Origin of the sequence: Pseudomonas sp. rhizo66 (assembly GCF_031931925.1) — a bacterium.
Lineage (GTDB): Bacteria > Pseudomonadota > Gammaproteobacteria > Pseudomonadales > Pseudomonadaceae > Aquipseudomonas.
Map to the genome: position 1 here is coordinate 40,432 of NZ_JAUJWZ010000020.1, position 21,234 is coordinate 61,665.

General features: G+C 52.3%; 19 protein-coding genes. 7 read left to right on the forward strand and 12 right to left on the reverse strand.

Annotated features, from left to right (window positions below; all coding sequences use genetic code 11):
• Nucleotides 1-8 precede the first annotated feature (8 nt).
• Entirely contained in the window at nucleotides 9-935 is a 927-nt protein-coding gene (locus tag QZR14_RS22360; protein WP_311997770.1) for a LysR family transcriptional regulator, read from the reverse strand.
• A 126-nt stretch (nucleotides 936-1,061) separates the two neighbouring features.
• On the opposite strand from QZR14_RS22360, the gene QZR14_RS22365 reads away from it, so the two are divergent.
• On the forward strand, nucleotides 1,062-1,808 hold the full coding sequence (locus tag QZR14_RS22365) for a 3-oxoacyl-ACP reductase family protein (RefSeq protein ID WP_093431727.1): 747 nt from the start codon (nucleotides 1,062-1,064) through the stop codon (nucleotides 1,806-1,808).
• Between the two features lie 72 nt (nucleotides 1,809-1,880).
• On the opposite strand, the gene QZR14_RS22370 is transcribed toward QZR14_RS22365, so the two are convergent.
• The gene (locus QZR14_RS22370; protein ID WP_122842763.1) at nucleotides 1,881-2,576 is read right to left on the reverse strand and encodes an HAD-IA family hydrolase; all 696 of its coding nucleotides are present in this window, start codon (nucleotides 2,574-2,576) and stop codon (nucleotides 1,881-1,883) included.
• A gap of 246 nt (nucleotides 2,577-2,822) precedes the next feature.
• On the opposite strand from QZR14_RS22370, the gene QZR14_RS22375 reads away from it, so the two are divergent.
• Entirely contained in the window at nucleotides 2,823-7,607 is a 4,785-nt protein-coding gene (locus QZR14_RS22375; protein WP_311997771.1) for an RHS repeat-associated core domain-containing protein, read from the forward strand.
• Nucleotides 7,608-7,609: 2 nt separating this feature from the next.
• Nucleotides 7,610-8,005, forward strand: coding sequence for an Imm50 family immunity protein (locus QZR14_RS22380; protein WP_311997772.1), 396 nt, complete (start codon nucleotides 7,610-7,612; stop codon nucleotides 8,003-8,005).
• A 278-nt stretch (nucleotides 8,006-8,283) separates the two neighbouring features.
• On the opposite strand, the gene QZR14_RS22385 is transcribed toward QZR14_RS22380, so the two are convergent.
• The 4 genes from QZR14_RS22385 to QZR14_RS22400 all read right to left on the reverse strand — a co-directional run bounded on the left by QZR14_RS22385 (nucleotide 8,284) and on the right by QZR14_RS22400 (nucleotide 10,024).
• Nucleotides 8,284-8,463 carry a hypothetical protein gene (locus tag QZR14_RS22385; RefSeq protein WP_127926470.1) on the reverse strand — a complete coding sequence of 60 codons (180 nt, stop codon included), beginning with the start codon at nucleotides 8,461-8,463 and terminating at the stop codon, nucleotides 8,284-8,286.
• A gap of 122 nt (nucleotides 8,464-8,585) precedes the next feature.
• Entirely contained in the window at nucleotides 8,586-9,005 is a 420-nt protein-coding gene (locus tag QZR14_RS22390; protein WP_007914081.1) for a YMGG-like glycine zipper-containing protein, read from the reverse strand.
• A gap of 136 nt (nucleotides 9,006-9,141) precedes the next feature.
• The gene (locus QZR14_RS22395) at nucleotides 9,142-9,513 is read right to left on the reverse strand and encodes a hypothetical protein (protein ID WP_038366883.1); all 372 of its coding nucleotides are present in this window, start codon (nucleotides 9,511-9,513) and stop codon (nucleotides 9,142-9,144) included.
• A 322-nt stretch (nucleotides 9,514-9,835) separates the two neighbouring features.
• Nucleotides 9,836-10,024, reverse strand: coding sequence for a hypothetical protein (locus tag QZR14_RS22400; RefSeq protein WP_250603932.1), 189 nt, complete (start codon nucleotides 10,022-10,024; stop codon nucleotides 9,836-9,838).
• Between the two features lie 222 nt (nucleotides 10,025-10,246).
• Here QZR14_RS22400 and QZR14_RS22405 point away from each other — a divergent pair, with 222 nt between their 5' ends.
• Nucleotides 10,247-10,600: a YceK/YidQ family lipoprotein gene (locus QZR14_RS22405; protein ID WP_250603930.1), complete on the forward strand. Its 354-nt coding sequence runs from the start codon at nucleotides 10,247-10,249 to the stop codon at nucleotides 10,598-10,600.
• Here the strand turns inward: QZR14_RS22405 and QZR14_RS22410 are convergent, their stop codons facing one another.
• Entirely contained in the window at nucleotides 10,601-10,921 is a 321-nt protein-coding gene (locus tag QZR14_RS22410) for a YbjQ family protein (protein WP_250603928.1), read from the reverse strand.
• Nucleotides 10,922-11,196: 275 nt separating this feature from the next.
• Here QZR14_RS22410 and QZR14_RS22415 point away from each other — a divergent pair, with 275 nt between their 5' ends.
• From QZR14_RS22415 to QZR14_RS22425, 3 genes are all read left to right on the forward strand, one after another.
• Nucleotides 11,197-12,729, forward strand: coding sequence for a site-specific integrase (locus QZR14_RS22415; RefSeq protein ID WP_311997773.1), 1,533 nt, complete (start codon nucleotides 11,197-11,199; stop codon nucleotides 12,727-12,729).
• A 630-nt stretch (nucleotides 12,730-13,359) separates the two neighbouring features.
• Nucleotides 13,360-15,060: an AIPR family protein gene (locus tag QZR14_RS22420; RefSeq protein ID WP_311997774.1), complete on the forward strand. Its 1,701-nt coding sequence runs from the start codon at nucleotides 13,360-13,362 to the stop codon at nucleotides 15,058-15,060.
• 398 nt (nucleotides 15,061-15,458) lie between these two features.
• On the forward strand, nucleotides 15,459-16,625 hold the full coding sequence (locus tag QZR14_RS22425) for a hypothetical protein (protein ID WP_311997775.1): 1,167 nt from the start codon (nucleotides 15,459-15,461) through the stop codon (nucleotides 16,623-16,625).
• 386 nt (nucleotides 16,626-17,011) lie between these two features.
• On the opposite strand, the gene QZR14_RS22430 is transcribed toward QZR14_RS22425, so the two are convergent.
• From QZR14_RS22430 to QZR14_RS22450, 5 genes are all read right to left on the reverse strand, one after another.
• Nucleotides 17,012-17,575, reverse strand: coding sequence for a recombinase family protein (locus tag QZR14_RS22430; RefSeq protein ID WP_311997776.1), 564 nt, complete (start codon nucleotides 17,573-17,575; stop codon nucleotides 17,012-17,014).
• Nucleotides 17,576-17,689: 114 nt separating this feature from the next.
• A complete protein-coding gene (locus tag QZR14_RS22435; RefSeq protein ID WP_311997777.1) occupies nucleotides 17,690-17,902 on the reverse strand; it encodes a hypothetical protein in 213 nt (70 codons plus the stop codon).
• Between the two features lie 1,486 nt (nucleotides 17,903-19,388).
• Entirely contained in the window at nucleotides 19,389-19,886 is a 498-nt protein-coding gene (locus tag QZR14_RS22440) for a hypothetical protein (protein WP_311997778.1), read from the reverse strand.
• Nucleotides 19,887-19,890: 4 nt separating this feature from the next.
• Nucleotides 19,891-20,148, reverse strand: coding sequence for a hypothetical protein (locus QZR14_RS22445; RefSeq protein ID WP_311997779.1), 258 nt, complete (start codon nucleotides 20,146-20,148; stop codon nucleotides 19,891-19,893).
• 159 nt (nucleotides 20,149-20,307) lie between these two features.
• On the reverse strand, nucleotides 20,308-20,550 hold the full coding sequence (locus QZR14_RS22450; RefSeq protein WP_311997780.1) for a hypothetical protein: 243 nt from the start codon (nucleotides 20,548-20,550) through the stop codon (nucleotides 20,308-20,310).
• Between the last annotated feature and the right edge of the window lie 684 nt (nucleotides 20,551-21,234).

Genomic DNA, 21,234 nt, shown 5'->3' on the forward strand with positions numbered 1-21,234 from the left:
AGCCATGCTCAAATCGCACTAAACCGCCGCGCCAACCCCTGCTCCGCAAACTGCTCAATCAGAAAATCAACAAACGCCCGCGTCTTGCCCGGCAGCAATTTGTGCTCGGCGTAATAGATCGAGATGTTGCCGTCATCGACAAACCAGTCCGGCAACACCCGCTGCAAACTCCCCGCCTGCAGATACCCGACCGCAAACGGCATGCTCACCAGCGCAATCCCCAACCCTTGCGCCGCCGTGGCACATGCGGCCTCGGAATCACTCAAGGTCATCCGCGCCTTGAGCATCAACGGGCGGCAGTTCTGCGGATTGCGACCGACCAGTTGCCAGGAACGCACACGCCCGGTTTGCGGTGAGCGAATCAAAATGCCGTCGTGATGGTTGAGGTCGTCCGGATCGAGGACCTCGGGATGGGCCTGTAAATAATCGGTGGAGGCCACCAATACCCGGTGCGCCGGACTCAACTTGCGCGCGATCACGCCTGGCGGAAGCTCGAAACCGCCACCGATGGCCGCATCAAAGCCCTGCCCGATCAGATCGACCTGTCGGTTATCGAAATGCCAGTCCGGACTAATCGCGGGATATCGCCGCAGAAACTCACCGAGCATCGGCACGATGTGCAAACAGCCAAACGCGGCGCCCATGCTGACTTTCAGCGTCCCGGCCGGGAGCCCTTCGACACTGGACAGATTGGCCACGGCATTCTGAATCGTCGTCAGACTGCCACTGACCTGATCCAGGAAAAGCTGCCCCGCCTCGGTCAGCGTCAGGCTGCGTGTACTACGCTGGAACAGCCGTACGCCTAGCCGCCCCTCCAGTTTGGCCACACTTTTGCCAACGGCCGCCGGGGTCAGACTCAAGCGTCGTGCCGCTTCGGCGAAGCTGCCGACTTCGGCACTGCGCACGAAGCATTCGATACTGCTGAAGGTTTCCATGATCGTCACTATAAACTTTTGGTTTACACAGACTATAGCAATCATGGTCTACACAGTTGTCGATACCACGCCGATAATCGGCGCCAACACCAAGGCATTCCGCCTTGAACCATCTGGAGATCGAACATGACCACTCAACACCTCGGCGGCAAAGTCGCTCTGATTCAAGGCGGTTCCCGTGGTATCGGCGCTGCCATCGTCAAACGCCTGGCCGCTGAAGGCGCTGCAGTAGCCTTCACTTATGTCAGCTCAACCGCGAAAGCCGAAGAGTTGCAGAACAGCATCACCGCAAGCGGCGGCAAAGCCTTGGCGATCAAGGCCGACAGCGCCGACGCCGCAGCGATTCGCCACGCGGTCAGCGCCACGGTTGAAGCCTTTGGCCGCCTCGACATTCTGGTCAACAACGCGGGCGTGCTCGCCGTCGCACCGCTGGAAGATTTCACCCTGGAAGATTTCGACCAGACCCTGGCCATCAACGTGCGCAGCGTGTTCATCGCCTCGCAAGAAGCCGCCAAGCACATGGGCGAAGGTTCGCGCATTATCAACATCGGCAGCACCAACGCCGACCGCATGCCCTTCGCCGGTGGCGGTGTGTATGCCATGAGCAAATCGGCGCTGGTCGGTTTGACCAAAGGTCTGGCCCGCGACCTCGGCCCGCGCGGCATCACCATCAACAACGTCCAGCCTGGCCCGGTCGATACCGACATGAACCCGGCGCACGGTGACTTCGCCGAAAGCCTGATCCCGCTGATGGCGGTCGGTCGTTACGGTAAAGCCGAAGAAATCGCCAGTTTCGTCGCCTATCTGGCAGGCCCGGAAGCCGGTTACATCACCGGTGCCAGCCTGACCATCGACGGTGGTTTCGGCGCCTGATATCCCGCGTTACCTGAACGAAAAACGCCGCCCCTCTTTTCACAGAGGGGCGGCGTTTTTTGTCTCAGGGGTTCAGGCCCATTCCAGCGCCGGCAAACCACAGGCACTCGGGGTGAACGCTTTTAGCGTGCGAAGAATCCCGTCAGCATGTGCGTATTTTTCATCAGCCATGGCGGCATCGGGGATGGCAATGGCCGTCATGCCCGCCGCTTTTGCTGCGGTCACGCCAAACGGCGAATCCTCGAACACCAGGCAATCCTCAGGTGCCACACCCAGACGGCGGGCAGCGGTCAGGAAGATATCCGGTGCCGGTTTCGCCGCGCCGACTTCCGGATCGTCTGCCGTGACGATGAAGTCGAACAGCGCAAACCAGTCGCGGTGGAGGGTGGTTTTCTGCCCGAACGATTGCCGCGACGAACTGGTGCCCACGGCAATGGGAATATTGTGCGCCTTGAGGTGGCGTATCAGTTCCTCGGCGCCCGGCATCGCCTGCGCCTTGGGGAAACGCTCACGCATCAGCGGCTCGCGGATCACCAGAAACTCTTCGGCGGTGATCGGCAGATCCAGCGCCTGCACCACGTAGTTCGCCAGGTCGTTGGCCCCGCGACCAATGATGTTCTGCTTGACGCTCCAGTCGAAGGTGCGCCCGTAACGCTGGGCAATCAGCGAAGTGACTTCGGTGTAAATGCCCTCGGTGTCCAGCAACAAACCGTCCATATCGAAAATCACGGCCTTGATCGGGCCGAACGCCTTCAGCGGTGCATTCATCATCGGATCCGTTAACAAAGACATCCCAGGCGGCAGGTGAACCGCTGCTCGGATCTGATTAAAGGGTTCAGCAGCATAACGAGCACTACAGACATTGAGCAACGGCCAATGTTTGTTGGGCGATGAACTACTCGCAGGCATTTAGCGAAACATCCTACAGATAACGCCTACTCGCCCGACTTCTTTCCTCTCTGATCCCCAGCAAAGTCCGCGCACCTCTTTCCTCACGTGCGCGAGTGCTTGCCCATGCTTCAACCCGATCGGCTTCTGGCTCTGAACAACAGCATTGGCCTACTCATTGTTGCCGCCCTGAATCCCGACGAGCCGGATTTTGAAAACCTGATTCGCGAGTTCCGCCTGTGCCTGAACAACTACGACGCCTGGGCCGAGCAGTTCTGGACCGGAACCGCGCTGGATGTCGAGCAGGTCTTCACCGTCGGCAACGACGTGCGCCTCAGCGCGCCGATCAAGTCGCGCCAGCCGCTCAGTTCATCGGTGGTCATGTGCTCGGCCAGTGGGACGTTGACGCTGGTGCACATGTTCGACGCCGCGCGGTTTGTGCCGATTGGCGACACTCCCGTTACGCTTGAGCCGGTGATCGCCGATGTCGGCGGTGTGCTGACCTTCGGCGAACCGCTGCACCACACCATCGGCCCAAGCGGCATTCTGCAAGTGACCGATTGCGATCGGGGCCAGCGTTATCGCATCACCTTTTTTCCCGATGTATCCACCGACCATGTGCGTGCTCTGTATGCCTCTTATGAAGGTGTCATTGCGGGCCTGGAGGGCTGGTTGCGCGCTGAATGGGCCGGATTTCAGCCGCAGTGGACGGAGTTTTCCAACTCCGGGTTTCTTGACCGTTACGGTCAGTTGCAACAAGCCGATTGGCGCGGGTTCGAGAAAGCCCTGAATGGCGTCTGGGACGACATCAAACAGGTATTCGCCCTGCTCGCCGACTTGCAGGCCAACAGCGAAAAACTGCTGGCGTACCTGAGCGACGTCGAACTCGAAGCGCTGCTGCAAGCCTCCAGCGAGGCCATTGCCAATGGCCTGCTGATCCTCAGTGACGAACCGCTGCTGTTTATTCATCTGGCCGCGTTCACCAGTTGGCTGAAGATGCTGCCGCCGCAATACCTGGCTGAAGTGGTGGCCGAGGTTCGTGTCGAACTGCTGATCAGTTTTCTGCTGATGCGCGTGTCGGGTGGCGTCGGCGTGCCGCTGCGCTTGAGCAGCAAGGTGCTGGCGAAGATCAAGTCGCCGCGGGCGCGGGAATGGCTGGCGGCGTCAGCGTTGCGCCTGGCGGAACTGACGTCGGCACCGCAACTGAACAAACACGCGAGCGCTTTGCGGCCGCTGATGCTTCACGCCCGTGAAGTTGAGTTGAAACCCACGCCGTCGATTCCGCTGAACATTCGTCAGGCCGATTCGCTGGTGTTGACGGTGCCGAATCCGGCGCCTCTTGCGCGGGACAAGCCTGGCGGTTCGAGCCGGATGGAACGGCATGAGCCCCACGACGACTCGCCGGATCAGGCGAAAAACCCCAACGGCGACAGCGCCGATTGTGTACCCCGCACCTGCACCAACGGCTGCCCGGTGTCGATGGTCACTGGCGAAGAACTGCTGACCCTGACCGATGCGGTGCTCGATGGGGTGTTGCCGTTCGAGTTCGCGCGGTTGTATCGCAGCAGCGCGGCGGAGATTGATGTCGGCCTGGGCTTCGGCTGGAGCCATTCGCTGGCGCATCGGCTGGCGTTTGAGGGCGACGTTGTTGTCTGGGTCGACCACGAAAACCGCCGCACCCGCTTTCCATTACCGAGTAGCGAGCGGCCGGCGATTCACAACAGCCTGTCGCGAGCGGCGATCTTTCTTGGCGATGAACCGGAAGAGCTGATCCTCGCGCTGGCCGGGGACACAGCGCGCTTTTATCACTTTCGCGCAGGACGACTGACGGCGATCAGCGATGCCTATGGCAATCGTCTGACAGTGCAACGCGATCGCTCTGACCGGGTGCAGCGACTGGACAACGGCGCCGGGCGTTCACTGCTGTTGCGCTATGAGCGGGCGCAGTTGGTCGGGGTCGATTACCAAGTGTTTCGCGACGGTGCCTGGGACAGCGAACAGACGCTGGTCAGTTACCGCTACGACGCCTACCCGCACCTGATCGAAGCAACCAACGCCGTCGGCGACAGCGAGCGCTACGACTACGACGACGCCCATGTGATTTTGCAGCGGCAACTCGCTGGGGGCGCGAGCTTCTTCTGGGAGTGGGAGCGGTCCGGCAAGGCTGCCCGTTGCGTGCGTCACTGGGCGTCGTTTTCGCAGATGGACACGCGTTACGTCTGGAACGACGACGGCAGTGTCGCGGTGCATTACGTCGATGGCACCGAAGAGACTTACGTCCACGACGAGCGTGCGCGGATGGTGCGCAAGGTCGAGGCGGATGGTGGTGAACAGCTCAAGGCGTATGACTCTTCGGGGCGGTTAATCGCCGAGCAGGATGCCTTGGGTGCGGTCACCGAATACCGCTACGACGAAGTCGGACGGCTGATCGCGCTGATTCCGCCGGATGAGGCGCCAACGTCCTACGAGTATCGCAACGGTTTCCTGCACCGGCGTTCGCGCGGCGACGCGGTGTGGATCTATCGGCGCAATGCCGAGGGCGATGTCACCGAAGCGGTCGACCCCGACGGCCAGGTCACCCATTACTACTACGACACCCGGGGGCAATTGCTGTCGATCCGTTACCCGGACAGCAGTCGGCATCGGTTGGTCTGGAACAACCTTGGCCAGTTGACCGAGGAAACGCTGCCCGACGGTGGCGTGCGGCGTTTTTCCTACGATGCGCTGGGGCGGCGGACGACGACCGCAGACGAACACGGTGCCGTCACCCGTCAGCACTGGGACGCCGTTGGCCGACTGATTCAGACGATATTTCCTACCGGCAGCACCCGCGCCTACAGCTACGGCGCCTACGGTCAGGTCACCGCCGAGCGCGATGAACTGGGGCGCATCACCCGCTACGAATACGACGACGATCTGCACCTGGTCTCGCGGCGGATCAACCCCGACGGCACGCAGGTGCAGTACCGCTACGACCATGCGCAACTGCTGCTCACCGAGATCGAAAACGAGTCCGGGGAAAAGTATCGGCTGGATTACACGCCGACCGGGCTGATTCGTCAGGAAAGCGGTTTTGACGGTCGGCGCACCGCGTACGCCTATGACCTCAACGGCCATCTGCTGGAAAAGACCGAGTTTGGTGATGACGGCTCTTGTTTGGTCACCGCTTATGAGCGCGATGCTGCCGGGCGTTTGCTGGTCAAAACTTTGCCCGACGGGATCAAGGTTTCCTATCAATACGACCGCCTCGGCCGACTGACGGGTGTCGACGACGGCCAGCAACACCCGCTGGCGTTCGAGTACGACCGTCAGGACCGACTGATCACCGAGCATCAAGGCTGGGGCACCCTGCGCTACCGCTACGACGCCTGCGGCCAGCTCAAGCGCCTGCGTCTGCCGGACAACAGCCTGCTCGATTACCACCACGCCAAGGGCGGCGCGCTGAACGGCATCGACCTCAACGGCACACCGCTGACCCGCCATGTCTACCAGTCCGGTCGCGAACTGCAGCGCCAGCAGGGTTTACTGCTCAGCGAATATTCCTACGACGATCAGGGACGCTTACTCGCCCACGCCGTAGGCCATCAGCGCGATGCGTTTTACCGCCGCGATTATGCCTACAGCGCCAACGGCAATCTCGCGCACATTGCCGACAGCCGCCACGGCCAGCGCACCTACGGCTACGACACCCTCGATCAGCTGATCCGCGTACGTCACTCACGCGACGAACTGCCGGAAAGCTTCGCCCACGACCCGGCCGGCAACCTGCTGATGCAGGACCGCCCCGGTCCCAGCCAGATAAAGGGCAATCGCCTGTTGATGCAGGGCGACCGTCATTACGACTACGACGCCTTCGGCAACCTGATCCGCGAACGCCGTGGCCGCGCGCAGACTCTCGTCACCGAATACCGCTACGACAGCCAACACCGCCTGATCGGCCTGACCCGCCCCGACGGCCAGACCGCCAGCTATCGCTACGACGCCTTCGGCCGACGCATCAGCAAAACCGTCAATGGCCAAACCACCGAATTCTTCTGGCAAGGCGACCACCTCGTCGCCGAAAGCAGCGAACGCGAATACCGCAGCTACGTCTACGAACCCGGCACCTTCCGCCCGCTGGCCCTGCTCGACGGCAAAGGCCCGAAAAAAGCCTGCCCGTTTTATTACCAACTCGACCACCTCGGCACCCCGCAGGAACTCACCGACTACAGCGGCGACATCGTCTGGTCCGCGCAATACGACGCCTACGGCAAAGTCGCCGCCCTGACCCTGGCCGGCGAGGACTACCTCAACCAGCCGCTGCGTTTTCAGGGGCAGTATTTCGATGGGGAAAGCGGGCTGCATTACAACCGGCACCGGTATTACGACCCGCGACTGGGGCGGTATCTGACGCCGGATCCGATCAAGTTGGCCGGTGGCTTGAATCAGTACCAGTACGTGCCGAATCCGACGGGGTGGGTGGATCCGTTGGGGTTGAGTTCCAATTGTCCACCCAAAGGTCGAAAATCAATCAATTGTCCAAAACCTGATGAAGTTGACCTTCCACAGGTTTCCAGGCGCGGTGCATTCAGGCAGGCAAAAGTTGATGCAGGAATACCGAAAGGGCAACAGCCTGACATTCAAACTGATGATGTAAGTGGCAGGCAGAAGCAGTTCACCTATGTCAACATGACGGATAGAAAAGGAAATAACATTCTAGACAGCAGTGGAAAGCCGATTATAACCAGAGAATATAGATTCACCCGAAAAGATGGCTTTATATTGATACTCCAAGACCACTCAGCGGGACATAAATATGGAGATATAAATAACCGAGGAGATCAAGGTCCTCACATAAACATACGCCCCGCGCATGACGCACGCAATGGCAAAGTAAAAAATACGAGCGATCATTATCCATTCAAGGAATGACCATGAAATACTGGAATGAAATAGAAGGAAGCAAACTCTTCAACATGGTATTCAGCAGAGATATACCCGTTGGGGAGATCAAGCTATTCGCTTTAAACATAGACAACAATCTTTCAACATTGACCTTGGCATTTGATATTAGAGAAATGCCGGACACTCCTCCGAAAAAATGGGAATCCATAGGATACAATGCTTGCCGAATCGGAATAACATGCGGTGAAATTAGAGAGTTGACGACATCCAACATTCCAACTCAAAAAAATTTAAGTCTATCCATACAACCAATTGGAGACAGATATCTGATTTCAGCTGTATCAAGCACTTCGAAAGTAACGTTTACCACATCATCATTAAGACTGCGAGAACCTAGCGTATATTTAACAGAGCTACCTTTCTAAAATTCATTAAGCGACGGGTGCTCTGTACCGTGAGGCATCATAAAAAATGTATATAGATACAGAGAACAATTCGACATCCAGTTGCTCAGCATGACTCTAGACAATATGGAACTCTCTAAATCCGAGATCTCACATTGTTAGCACTACAAAAAAACGCATATACCTAGACTCGCTCACCCGTTCAATGACTGGCGGGCAGCCGTTTTTAGTCGCTAACAAATTTGTAGGACCTCTTGAACTCAGGCCCTTAAAATCCGGATTCAGACGCTGAGATCTTCTCAAACATCCGATGACTGCTCATCCTCATCCTCTTCATACTCCATATCCGCCTCATCCGAATCATTCAACGGCACCGTCGCATCATCCATCAACGACCCCGGATCCTCATTCCCCGGATCATTGATAAACGGCAGTCCACTCGAACCTTTCTCTTCCTTGCCTTCGGTTTCAGGAGTCATGGCAAACCTCGTCGTTTCAGGGAGTGTATGACGTTCGAAAAGCCCTACAGCCAATCGTTCCGGTGTCCGACGAGCAAATACAAAAAACCCGGCAAAAAGCCGGGTTTCTGTTCAAACCTCCATCAATGATGGCGGTTTTTATGTTTGTTCTTGTGTTTGTGACCGCCGCCGGAATGAGAGCCACCATCGTCACCGAGGTTGTTGCCGACCGCACCACCGGCCGCGCCGCCCAACCCTGCGCCGATGGTCGAACCGGTAGACCCGCCGAGACTGTTGCCGACGACCGAGCCACCGGCCGCGCCGAGACCACCGCCAATGGCGGCTTCGGTTCGATTGCGTTTATTCGCCCCGACGGCACTGCCGGCCGCGCCGCCAACGCCTGCACCTACCGCCGCGCCAGTACTGCCACCGAGTTGTCCACCGACCACATTGCCGAGCGCGCCACCCAGGCCGCCACCCACAGCGGCGGTGCCATCACCGGCGGCCATCGCCCCTTGTGCTACCAGCAAACCGAAAAACAGTGCAGATAATGACAAGCGCATATCAACCTCACAGTTCCCGAAGCGGGACAGTCCGCCCAGACATGGGCCTATGTGAGATTGGAGAGTCGAACGGGGAAAACGTTCAGCCATGAAAAAGCCCGACATCGGGCCGGGCTTCTTCTGACAGGGATGAGTCTTAGTGACGCTTGTGACCTTTGGACAAGTTGCTACCCACTGCGCCGCCAGCCGCGCCACCCAGGCCTGCACCAATGGTTGCGCCAGTCTTGCCGCCAAGGCTGTTACCGATCACTGAACCACCGGCTGCGCCAACGCCGCCGCCAATCGCCGCTTTGGTTCGGCTCCCCTTGCGCGCCGCCATTGCGCTGCCCGCCGCGCCTGCTACACCGGCACCAATGGCCGCGCCAGTGCTGCCGCCCATTTTCTGGCCGACGACATTACCCAGTGCACCACCCAGACCACCGCCCAGCGCAGCGGTGCCATCACCTGCGGCCATTGCACCTTGAGCAACCAGAAGCCCCAGAACCAGAGCAGGCAGTGTTAAACGCATGACGAAAACCTCAACAATTGGGATGACTAAAAGGGCCGGGATTTAATGCCGTCGTCACGCGAAAGTCCAGCCGAAATCAGAGGTGCCCGCGTACTCGGCGCCGATTGGACAGCAATTCTGCAAAAGGTTTTATGACAGGCAAAAAAAAGCCCGCTGGGGAGACGGGCTGGAGACTTGCTTTCTAACGGATGGCTTCACCCTACTGCGACAGACGTGAAAAGTTTGTGAAAGCAAACTGATTTGTCGTCGTCGCCCGTAAGAAAATTCTTCACACGCACTGGCATAAAAAACCCCGCTCAATACGGGGTTACTCAGAGAACAATCATTTTCTGGATCGCGTGGTGACCTTGGGGAGGAATTTCGCCTTTGGTCCTTTGGGTGCCGCGGATTTGATCTTCCCGATCTGCACAGGATCCTCGCCAAAACCTGCCTGATATTCGCTCTGGCCGCACCGGACGCAGTTATTGAAGGAAAATTCAGCGCCATCGTCTTCGATATACGGATCAGTCATACGTTCGCCCCTTCGCAACAGATCGACACCGACAAAAAACCTTTCTGCCTGAAAAAATATCGACCTCCATGCCTTTGAGACTAGTCGGTCACTCTTGGACTTGTTATTCAGGCTGCCTTACGCCCGACGAATGGCCTACAAAAAATGAACAAAATGAAGAGGCATCCGCATTGCCACCAAGCTAATCTGGCACCCCAATCTCATTGCGAAGGAATCGCGAACATGCTCAGAAATGCCAGCGCTCTACTACTTTCAGCTCTGATGATCAGCGGCTGCGGGACGATCAGCAGTGTTTTTCAGGAAGACACCGTCGCAGGCAATGACCTGAAACAGCGCCAGACTTACTGTGATTCGATCTCCCGGATCTACAGCGGCGTCGGTTACGACTTCTGCGTATTGCACGCGCCAGAATTACCGATGAAAGCTTTCGGCACCGGCCGCCCCGCTGCACCCTTGGTATTGCTCGACCTCGCGGTCTCCGGCGTCACGGATACGCTGGTATTGCCTTACACCGCCTATCAACAGGTTAAACACGGCAATATCGAAATCTACCAGGCGCAAACGTCGGCTCAATGATCAGCGCAACTTGACGGCGGTCCCGGTCGCAAACACCACCACCATGCCACCCTTCCCCGCCGGCATGCTGATCTCGAAATCCACCCCGACCACCGCATCCGCCTGCAAAGCGTGTGCGCGTTCCTTGATCTCATCGGTCGCCTGAATACGAGCCTCCTTCAACGCGCGCTCCAGGGTTTGCGAGCGTCCGCCGAAAAAATCGCGCATACCGGCAAACATATCGCGGATCACATTGACGCCCTGCACCGACTCGGCACTGACGATGTCCAGGTAAGCCGTGATCTGCCGGCCTTCAATGGTGTGAGTGGTGGAAATGATCATGGAAGTCGTCTCTGTACCAATGAATAAATGCGCGATTGTAATCGCACAAAGCGGACTTCACGGCGCGGCAATAAAAATGCAGACGCCAGAAACCACAAAACCCCTGACTTCTTTCGAAATCAGGGGTTTTGTGTACTGAATATGGCGGTGAAGGAGAGATTCTAATTCAACACCCCTTTCGACCAGAAAACCCCGTAACCTGGGGCTTTCAGCGTGCATAGTAGTACAATTGAGTAGTACAATCCGCTACCACTCCTCCACTTCACGGCATTCCAATGGCAGACAACCTGATTCAAAAGAAAGGTGAATCCACTTGGTACGTGAGGCTGGCCGTCCCTGCCGATCTACAGAAAGCTATCGGCTGTAAAGTGCGGATTCAGTCATTGAAGACGGGACTTCGCAAGCAAGCTATGGACGCACGTCTACCCTACCTCACCCAGTGGAAGGCGGAATTTGCAGTAGCAAGAACAGAGGCACAGATTCGCAAAGAGAACTGGCGTCCTGAATTAGCTGAATGGGGTAGCGAACTCGACGCGGATACAGTTTCGCATTTTATGGAGGTTACAAAGAGAAACTCCAGGAAAATCAACGAGCTTTCACCCGAAGAAACCGAGGATTCCGAAGAGAATAATTTTGCCATCATGTCTGCGGCGGCAAACCAGTTGGAGGCCGCCGGAGTGATAGGTGTCATCGATTTCCTCAACGAAAGCCTAGCAAGAATGCCCTCTAATCCGTTAGAGCGAGTACAACATGTTGCTCAAGTTAATCGTGAAATTATGCTGAAGGTGATTGCGGCTGACTATGGTCTGACCCCCCTTGAGGTCGCCGAAGGGCAGGCGATAGCTCTGGACCCAACCGTCCTCAAGCCAAAGTCACCCATCACCTCCGCTCGCCTGAAAACCTATCGAGAATTCAGGGAGAGTCGTGGTGGCGCTCCAAAACACATCGATCAGCAAGTGGGCAAAATGGAACGACTGTCAGACTTCCTCAAGAAAGAGGGACTCCCACTCAACTTCGACACGGTAGACGCATGGCTCAAATCGCTGGATCGTGCACCAGCTACGTTAGGCCAGTACCTCATGGCTGGTACGGCGCTCTGGAAGTGGGCGATGAAATATGACGCGGCATGGCGTGAAGAATACAAAGACAAGGTTAACCCGTTCGTAGCACACGAACTGCCACAGGGCGGTGGCTCCGAGACAGCAGGCAAAGACAGGGAAATATACACCCGTGCTGATACCCTCAAGCTGCACCAAGCAGCACTGGACAACGGGGATAAACCGCTTGCAGACCTCATCGCATTAGGCTGGTACACCGGGGCCAGGATCGAAGAGTTATGTCGATTGAACAGAGACAGCGTGATCACTGTTGACGGCATCCGCTGCTTCGACTTTCCGAAGAGCAAGAGCAAGGCGAGCAAGCGTGTGGTGCCAATCCATCCGAGCCTGACCACTACCATTGACCGCCTGTGCGAAGAAACTACTGATACCTTCCTAATCCCCACCAGCTCACACGACCACTACGGCAAACGCTCCCACGCGATATCCAAGGCGTTTGGTAGATTGCGTACAACAGCAGGCTTCAGCAAGCTCCACGTCTTCCACAGCTTTCGCCATACCGTAGTTACTGAGCTGATCAGAGCTGACGTACCAGACGCCTTGGCAAAAGAGCTAGTTGGACATGAAACGGGCTCAGTCACTCACGACGTGTATTCGAAAGGCGCGAGCACGGCACAGAAGCTGACAGCAATCTCCAAACTCCCTGCCCTGAAAGCAGAGTTGCCCATTGACGTCACAACCACCTGTTGATGGTGGTGAAAATCCGAAGATATTCAGCTAGCAGACTTAGCTGGAACCGGTGCTGTAGAAGACCACCCACCTCCACTTTCTTCAAGTCCGGTAGAGTTAGTAAGACATGTACCGGCGTGATTCGGAGCGTAAGACGGCGAGAATGATCGGCGAGAGGATTGTCTACGCCATCAGAACTACTATCTTGCGTCCGGACGCATAAGTTAGGCGACGATGCTCTGAGAAAACACATCGCTTGACCTGTGTTCCAAAATTTCCGCTCCTGAAGGAAATACTTGCTCTGGTCGCCTGACGTGCAGGTAACCCTATGTAATCTTGCCAGATTACATATCGATGGCGCCATCATGAAGGCAGTTGCAGCGGTCGCAATTGTAGCGACAACGGAACGCATGGGCGGCGAAAGACTCCAGCTGTACGATTGAAAGAACGCACTAGCGTTTCAGCTTGTAGCCGTCAAGCGGAGCCACAGACAGCAAGTATTTCTCAGGTGGTCACAGCCTTAAAATGAGACGCTGGCCCCGAATATGAGGCGACTTACTGGGGCGGGTGTGAATTCGGTGGTTCCGCATGATAGCATTACGACATCGAGGCAAACGCCTTCTCAAATCAGTGCAAAAGGACTTCTAACAAATGGCTCTGTCACCCACCCAAAAAACCCCTGCCCAACGCAAGGAACTGCTTGCTGCGATTGACTCGCTAGCTAAAAGGGGTGGGATAAGTCGTGATAGAGCCTTAGCTGCATGGTATGCGTCTACTCTTCTGGGTATTGATGAAGACGAGGCAATTGATGCTGCTTCGGTAGACGGGCCGGAAGATGCTGGCTGTGATTTTATTTATATCGACGATGACCAGCAAACTATTTATGTGCTTCAAGGATATGTATCTGAGCGATCAGATAAAAGTGCAGGCTTGAAAAAGTGGAACGCGTTAATTGGCGCTGTCGCAAGTGTTAAAGACCCTATTATGTTCCAATACGCAGGTCGAAACGACATATACGATAGATTGACTGATGGAGATACCGAGGGCTACAGCATGGTCTTTGGGTTAGTAACGCTTGCTGCTAAATCTGATACTATTTCAAGAAATAGAGAAGCAACTGTTCGCTCAAAAAGCTATGGAGATGTCTCATTTTTCTATGAATACCAAGATACTCTATATGATAAGTATTTAGTAGTAAAGGCTGCTGATCGAAACGTGCCGCAGGATAACTTGCAATTCAATGGCGGTATTGCTGAGTTGCGCGGAGAGTTTGGATATTCAATAGTTGGCTCTGTATATGCGGGAGAGCTATTTCGCCTGTATAGCCAGTATGAAAATCAACTCTTTGAGGGCAATGTTCGGCTTTTTATCGGTCAGCGAAAAGGTGGTATAAACGAGAAGATAGTCGAGACCGCAGAAAACCGGCATGGCGATTTTTGGGCGTTGAATAACGGTATCACAATAGTCGCAGATTCATTTGAGCAGATAGGTGAGAACAAATACACCATAAGAAGCTTTTCAATTGTCAACGGCTGTCAAACAACGGTCAGTTTATCTAAGGCTATTGAAAATAATCCCAGTGCGGGGCAGTCTCAGGTGTTAGTGCGAGTGGTAGCTGCTAAAAAAGCATTGCTGACTGATATTGTTAGGTATAACAATACTCAAAACCCGGTTAAGCTGGCTGCCGTCCGATTGCTTGACCCAATACAAGAGAGCTTGCGCACCTCATTTTCTTCTATCGACTATACCTATGCACCTAAGCAAGAGGGTGCAAGGGTAATGAAAAACTCGAAGAGGATAGAACTGGATAAAGCCGCTCAGTATTTAGCTGCTATGTCCGATGATACGATACTCGAAGCGGTTACGAGAAAAATGGAACTTTTCGACCGTTTTTATAAAATGGTATTCCCTCGAGGGTTAACGGCGGAAAAAGTTTTCCTTGCGTGGTTGATAGCTCACGAAGTTGAAGTGGAGCGATCTGCACTACTTAATGCGGCTGGTGTACCTAGCGATAAAGTGATGAAAATTATTTTGGGTATACACGGTACTCCATGGGGTATTTTTGTTGCTAATTTCCTAGTTGATCGCCTCGGCACTGACGTTTCGAAACTAACCTTGAAAAAGATGACGGGAGACGATTTCAAAAATGCAATAGCCAAGTACTCGAGAAAGGCGATGGAGTTGTACTCCGAAATTGCAGTTAGCATTGTTAGTTCAGATGATGAGGCTGCGAGTGTTCGAAATGAAATTCGGGTAAAGCCTTTTTTGGACAAATTAAAAAGAACACTTGCCCTTAAATTAAACAATTCAGCTCGCTGGAAACTTCCAAAGCTCCACAATGTTTCTTCTTGATTGGAAGTTGCCTCGCCCCACTCTAGATCATTGAGTGAACTGGAGTTCGGGGCATTCTGTTTGACGGCGAGAAGCATGACGGTTTGCAGTGATAAATTAGGCAAGCTTTAAGTTATGCAACGTTCGCATCTCATTTGGCGTGGTAACTTTGGCCCATAGCAATCAGCCATGTTAGAAAAGCTCATCGCGGACATCATTAGGTGCGCGCATTAGCGAGAATACCTTTACCTACGGCAACATTCCGAGCTTTGATGGCCTTCATTGGAGATTAGCAGCTTTTTTATCCCAACCTTGCCTGATACTCTTTTCCTTATCCAACCGCGCCACGGTTGCCATCAGCAATATCTTTGCACCTTTCATAAGGTTTAGCAAAAAACAAGATATAGCCAGGAGTCATCATGAAAACAAATTGGATATTAGCCGGGGTAGGCATAGCTGTTGGAGTTGGTGTTTTTGTTGCTGCGGGGGTTCTATGTAGTTATGGGTATTACCTCGGGCCAATCTCTCGACTTACAACTGACTGGGGCAGCTTCGGTTCAGTGATGAGTGGTGCATTTACTTTATTAAGCTCATTCGCCACTATCGGCACACTACTTTTCCTCTATCTCCAACAAGTAAAAGGCGAAGAAAGACAAATCGCATTGGATGCCGAAAATTTAGTCAAGCAACAAAAGCACGACATTGTTGTAGAGAAGCAATTAGCCGCTCTTATTTTTGAACAATACCTTAATCATCGAAAGGTATTTATTGAAAGGCTCAATGAACAAGCTGTTTTTTTTAAAGGTACTATTCGCTTCGCAGACCCTGACCGGGTTTATACAGCTATGTTTCCTAATAACAGCCCAAGTCGTTGTGACTATAATGTGAAAATAGTAGAACCTGAAAATGCTAAAGCCTACGACCTAACTGACTGTTTAGCTATTTATAAATCTGTTGGTGAACTACTAGAAAATTACAGGGATAACGAAGAGCACCTGCGGCTTGTGGAGAAAATTTATCATATACAAGGTTGCCTTGGTATCGAATACATCGGCCCTCATCGTGAAGGCGACATTTTCTTCTTAGGTCGGAATGCGGGACTAAATATTTACAACATCGATGAAACATTGTTTAGAATCGAAAATGTACTTAACTCCATCCTTTTTTATACGGGCAATCCAAACGTCGCTCCAATACACCACAAAGGTCAAGGAGGGTTAATTCGGGATTCCCTCTACAAAACATTGACTACTTACTATAGAGCGAAAGGTGCGTTTGAAATTCGATATAAAATAGAAGCTCTTCCCCACCTCCATGACCTTTATGAAGATAGCCAGCAACATATTGTTGTTACTGAAAGAATGCTTGAGGAAACCTATCGGCAGCTAGCAACAATTTTTGCGGATTATAAAGAGATAGAGAAACTCAAAGACTTCGATTATGCTGATCATGTCACGGACATTATTCATAACGAACTTCAACGCGAAATTGTAAAGTATAAAGACGATCCAGTAGCGAGCGAAATGTTAGCAAGAGCAGATAGGTATCACTGGGCAGCCATGGAGCAACTTGGCGTCACACGGTAATGGCGCACGCCCAAAAGACAGACGACTGTCGTGAAGGTCAGAACCTACGGAATTGATGCACGCAGTGATTCCAAATATTACACCACCACTTTTTACCCCTGAATCCCAACCCCCTTTATTTTGAATCTCGATTCTGGGTTGAATCTGTATATTGATAGTGCTGGAATCCGTGGTGGGTGTTAGATATTGGTCAGGCATATCCAACCGGTATGGCGATTAAGGCCGGGCTTATGCCAAGCTTTCGCCAAATCCGATGGTGGTGATGGTCTGAATACGACCTGAGGTTTTGCAGGATTGCGTGCGGGCTGTTTATCTCAGCGCCAGCGTCACAGTCGCACCTAATGGTTATCGTTGCTCGCGAGTGATTGCGTGGCGTCTCGATTGCGTTATTTCTTCATAGCACGCTGTACTGTCGACAGGCTCACATCAAGAGCCTTTGCCACCTTGCGGAACGATGCTCCCTCTTCCGCCATTGCTTTGCGAATGGCTTCATCATCTATCGTCTTCACACGGCCTTTGTAAATGCCTGCTGCCTTGGCTTTCTGAATGCCTTCTGCCTGACGTTCTCGGATCAATGCCCGCTCAAACTGAGCAACGCTACCCAGTAAACCTAGCATCAGCTCCTGCATTGGATTGGCTTCGCCAGTGAAGTGAAGGCCCTCCTTATGGAACTGCACCGCTACACCTCTTGCAATCAAGCCTTTGACCAAAGAAAGCAAGTCTTCCAGTGAACGAGCCAGACGGTCGATGCTGTGGACGTGGAGCACATCGCCCTTGCGGATGTGACGAAGCATTGCCTGTAACTCTGGACGGTCTGTTGTGGCTGCTGAAACTTTGTCCGTGAACACTTCATCCAGCGCTACAACATCCAACTGGCGGGCTGTGTTCTGGTCTGCCGATGAAACCCTGATGTAGCCGATGCTTGCCATAATGCCCACCAATGTATTCATTTGCCTCTAGAGGCTAGGATGGTAGTCGTGTTCATTATGAGAAATCAACTCTATTGAATACGGTTTTCGTATTCACCGATAAGCGGTCTTAAGGGTGTACCCAATTGAATACGATCAGGCTTGCCGTATTTGGTTGATTGCGTCAGTGATGGCCGATGCGTTTCCGTCGATGGTTTCCAAGGCGGATATGACGCTCTCATGCACGTCGGGTGAGCCTGAAGACTTTGCCCATAAAGCGACTTCTTCAATGGCAGCGGCAAGCCCGTGCTGGTTGTGCAGCAGAAGGGTCAAAGCGTCAGCGATGGCGATGGCGATGTTGTTTGACATGGCAGTTTTCCTAGGTGTCATGAGAGTCGATTAGTCGCATCACTCTTGCACCGCAGCTCGATTCGTAAGCAACGGAACTTCACAATTAAATCCCTTACAAAACCTATAATCTTGTACAGAAATTTTGCTTGGGAACGATAGTGATGTCCGCAACAGATCACCTGATCACATGGAACAGCCGCTGGCGACTGAAGGACAGCACCGTGTATTGCAAGACATGCGGAGCATCACAGAAGGAGGCCGATAAGGCTGTGATATTCGAACACCTTGCAGGCTGTAGATACGCCGGTCAAGGATCGCGTCCTTGGGATGACTTAGGAATTGCGTTGGCGTCACTAAAGAGGGAAACGCTGGAGTGATGCGCAGGAATGATCAAGGTCTCTCCCTCATTTCAATCGAATTGCTAGCATGAGAAATGAAATGAGGAGAAAGTGAAACGTGTGCTTAACCGAAAACGGCTGAAGGCCAGGTGCAATCAGTCCTGTAGCGGTATTGGTGTACAAGCTTGTATATAAGGGGTGTAGTGGTAACCCTGATATGTCGCCTGATAACTGATTGTAGTTTCAACATATTATCGCCCACAAAAAAGCCACTGACGCTGTGTGAGCAGTCAGAGGCCGAAAGGTTTGGACTGGTATTGGATTGAGCGTAAAGGCTCTCAGGCGTGACTATGGAGTGTTACAGCTATCATCAAATAACGATGGTAAACCACCAAAGTATGATTGATGAGAATTTTGTATTCACCGTAACGGTGGTAGGTGAATACCTGTGTTTGGTTCCACTTCGTGTCTACCTTTCCTGAATGTTCACCAACTGTATTCTGTGTATGTTTACACAGAGATTGTTGGATATCTGATTGTACAATCAGGAAATGACTTCTAGAGTTTGTCAACTCTACATACCAAGACATGATCGCAAGGTGAGCCGATAGGCGAATGCTCTTCAATAGGTGGAAATAGCGATAGCCCACCAGCTTTTGATTTGTCTTCTGTGAAACAGAATAGGTGATTACCTGTCGTAACGACAGAATAGTTATTCTTTAGGTAATTACTTCTATCAGCTATAGCTGATAATATTATTCTTTAAATATAATACTCTTTGTAGGTAGGTTTACTCCTACCTCTTTCTTTCTAATGTTCTTTAATAAATACTATAGGATTATCACCCTATAATTATATAATATTCTTCTATATAACAAGCTCTTGATCTTTAATATAAAGCTTTTGATCTTACCCACCTCGCTACGCTCGGCGGATAAGCCCTATTCTACACGTCAAATCGCGTTTTGTCAAGACCTATTCTCATTTGGTGATCAGTCTCGTTTAGAAAAGTGGATCAGTTCACCACCTTTCCTACACGCAAACAAAAGCCCCGCACAGCCTTTGGTAAGCTGTCGGGGCAATGATGGGTAGGGTTTCATGAGGAACGGTCTGTAATCGCGTTATGCGAGCTTCTGGCAAGGATCACCATGAGCAGCTGTGTTGGGTTACGCAATCACTACGCGCTCTCCCCAAACATCGTTGACTTCACGTTCAACCTCAGCAAGCAACTTTGCTCGTTTATCGGCCAGCTTTTTCTGCTCAGCCAGTTCCGCTTTCTCCAACAATTGCTGGGTGAGGAGTTCTCGGTATTGGGCAAGCTCTGTTTCCAACTCAGCAATGTAGTCTTGCTTTACTTTCTCATCAATGATCGCCAAGTCGGCAGTTTGCAAACGCTCCGGCTTGATCATGTGACAGTGATAGTTCATGTTACTCATGGTCATAGGATAACGATCAGTCAAGATGTACCCCTCACTGACCTTCTCAATTACCTTGGTTAGAAAGAGATATGGAAGCTCTCCCCGCACCATCTCACAATTCTGGTCAGTTGAGCGATACATAGAGTGATAACCCTGCTGGCGTTGTAGCAGTTCGTTAGCATCATACTTCCGAGGTGCACCCTTGATTGAAATGCGTGTTCGTGGATTGGTAGCTGTATTGGTCATTAAATTATTCCTTATGATTGGTTGGTTTGTTTTTATCATCTGCTTTAATTTGTGCAAGCCGCTCTCTCATCTTGCTCAACAAAGATTCTTTGTATACTTGATCATTAAGTTTTTTGTCTGACTGCTTGGCAGTTGTAGCACTTACGACACTGGTATCAATCTGCTGTGTAGTTTGAGTGTAATGCTTTGCTTGTTGCTGCATTGCACGTCGTCGCTCTGCCCTCGTGATTCCACGATAGAAATAATCAAACTTCATACTCATTTTTATTCCTTAGATTGTTTTTTTGAAAGACACCTGAGATAAGGTGTTTTGGGCATTTTAGATGCCCGGCTTACAAGGGGTGTGGACATGACAACCAACGTACCCTGTAGGGTAGCCAGGAGTACGCATATTTAATCGGTTTGGGCCAATGAAATCGGCTTAACGCTTACGCTTTAATGCCATCAGTGATTCCAAGAACGAAGGTGATACTGCTGCTAGATCACCAACTGATACAAGTACACCTTGACGGTTAGCCTTAGATTTGAGCCTGTAGTACTTGGTTAGCACTATCTCAGAAGCAGCATGGAATGCATGATCACCATTTGGTGTCGGTGGCAATGAACTGGTTACAACGGTCTGAATGAGTTGTGATGGTTTGTGTACGACAATGTAGTTGCTCATTTGCTTTTCCTCTATGCGATATGTTCTATCCTCTACTGTGTAGGTTGATAGTATTTAGATTGAATGGTGGGTTAGATGCTTGAAGCTTTCTTTGCTGCTTTCTTTTCATTAGAAAGTTGTAGCTTGCTATTCACTTGGGTCAGCATTGTCTGAATGCAATGCGTATGATTTGTATATCCCGTTGCTTTCATGATCATCTGAAGTTGTTGAACAGCCCTTTCATTTAATGATATTCGCATCATGCACTCTCACTAATTACACGACCATGCACATAGTCGTTGATTGACTTGCCAGCAGATTCAGCAGCTTTTTTAACCAGTGCATAATTGGTTAGATTCAACATCATAGACACTGGAATCATTGTTACTTTTGAGTAACGCCAGTGCTTAGCACGACAGGCTGCGTTACATGTCCGTGTTTGTGGTCGTCGGTTAAACAAAGGTTTATTGCAGGCACGGCAAAGGGTGATAGGCATAGGATGCTACCTCTTGAGATGATTAATAGTGTTTGGAACTGTTTACGGCAGACAAAACCAAACCCATGTCCTAGTTAAAAAACATGGGTTTGGTTTCAGGAAAGATTAATTGGAGGGTCAGACCACGCAACAAACCGAGAAGGAAGGCAGGGTTTGCTTGAAAGGTGCCGCAGTGTTTTCGAGGACACTGGAAAGACGACGTGATCTGG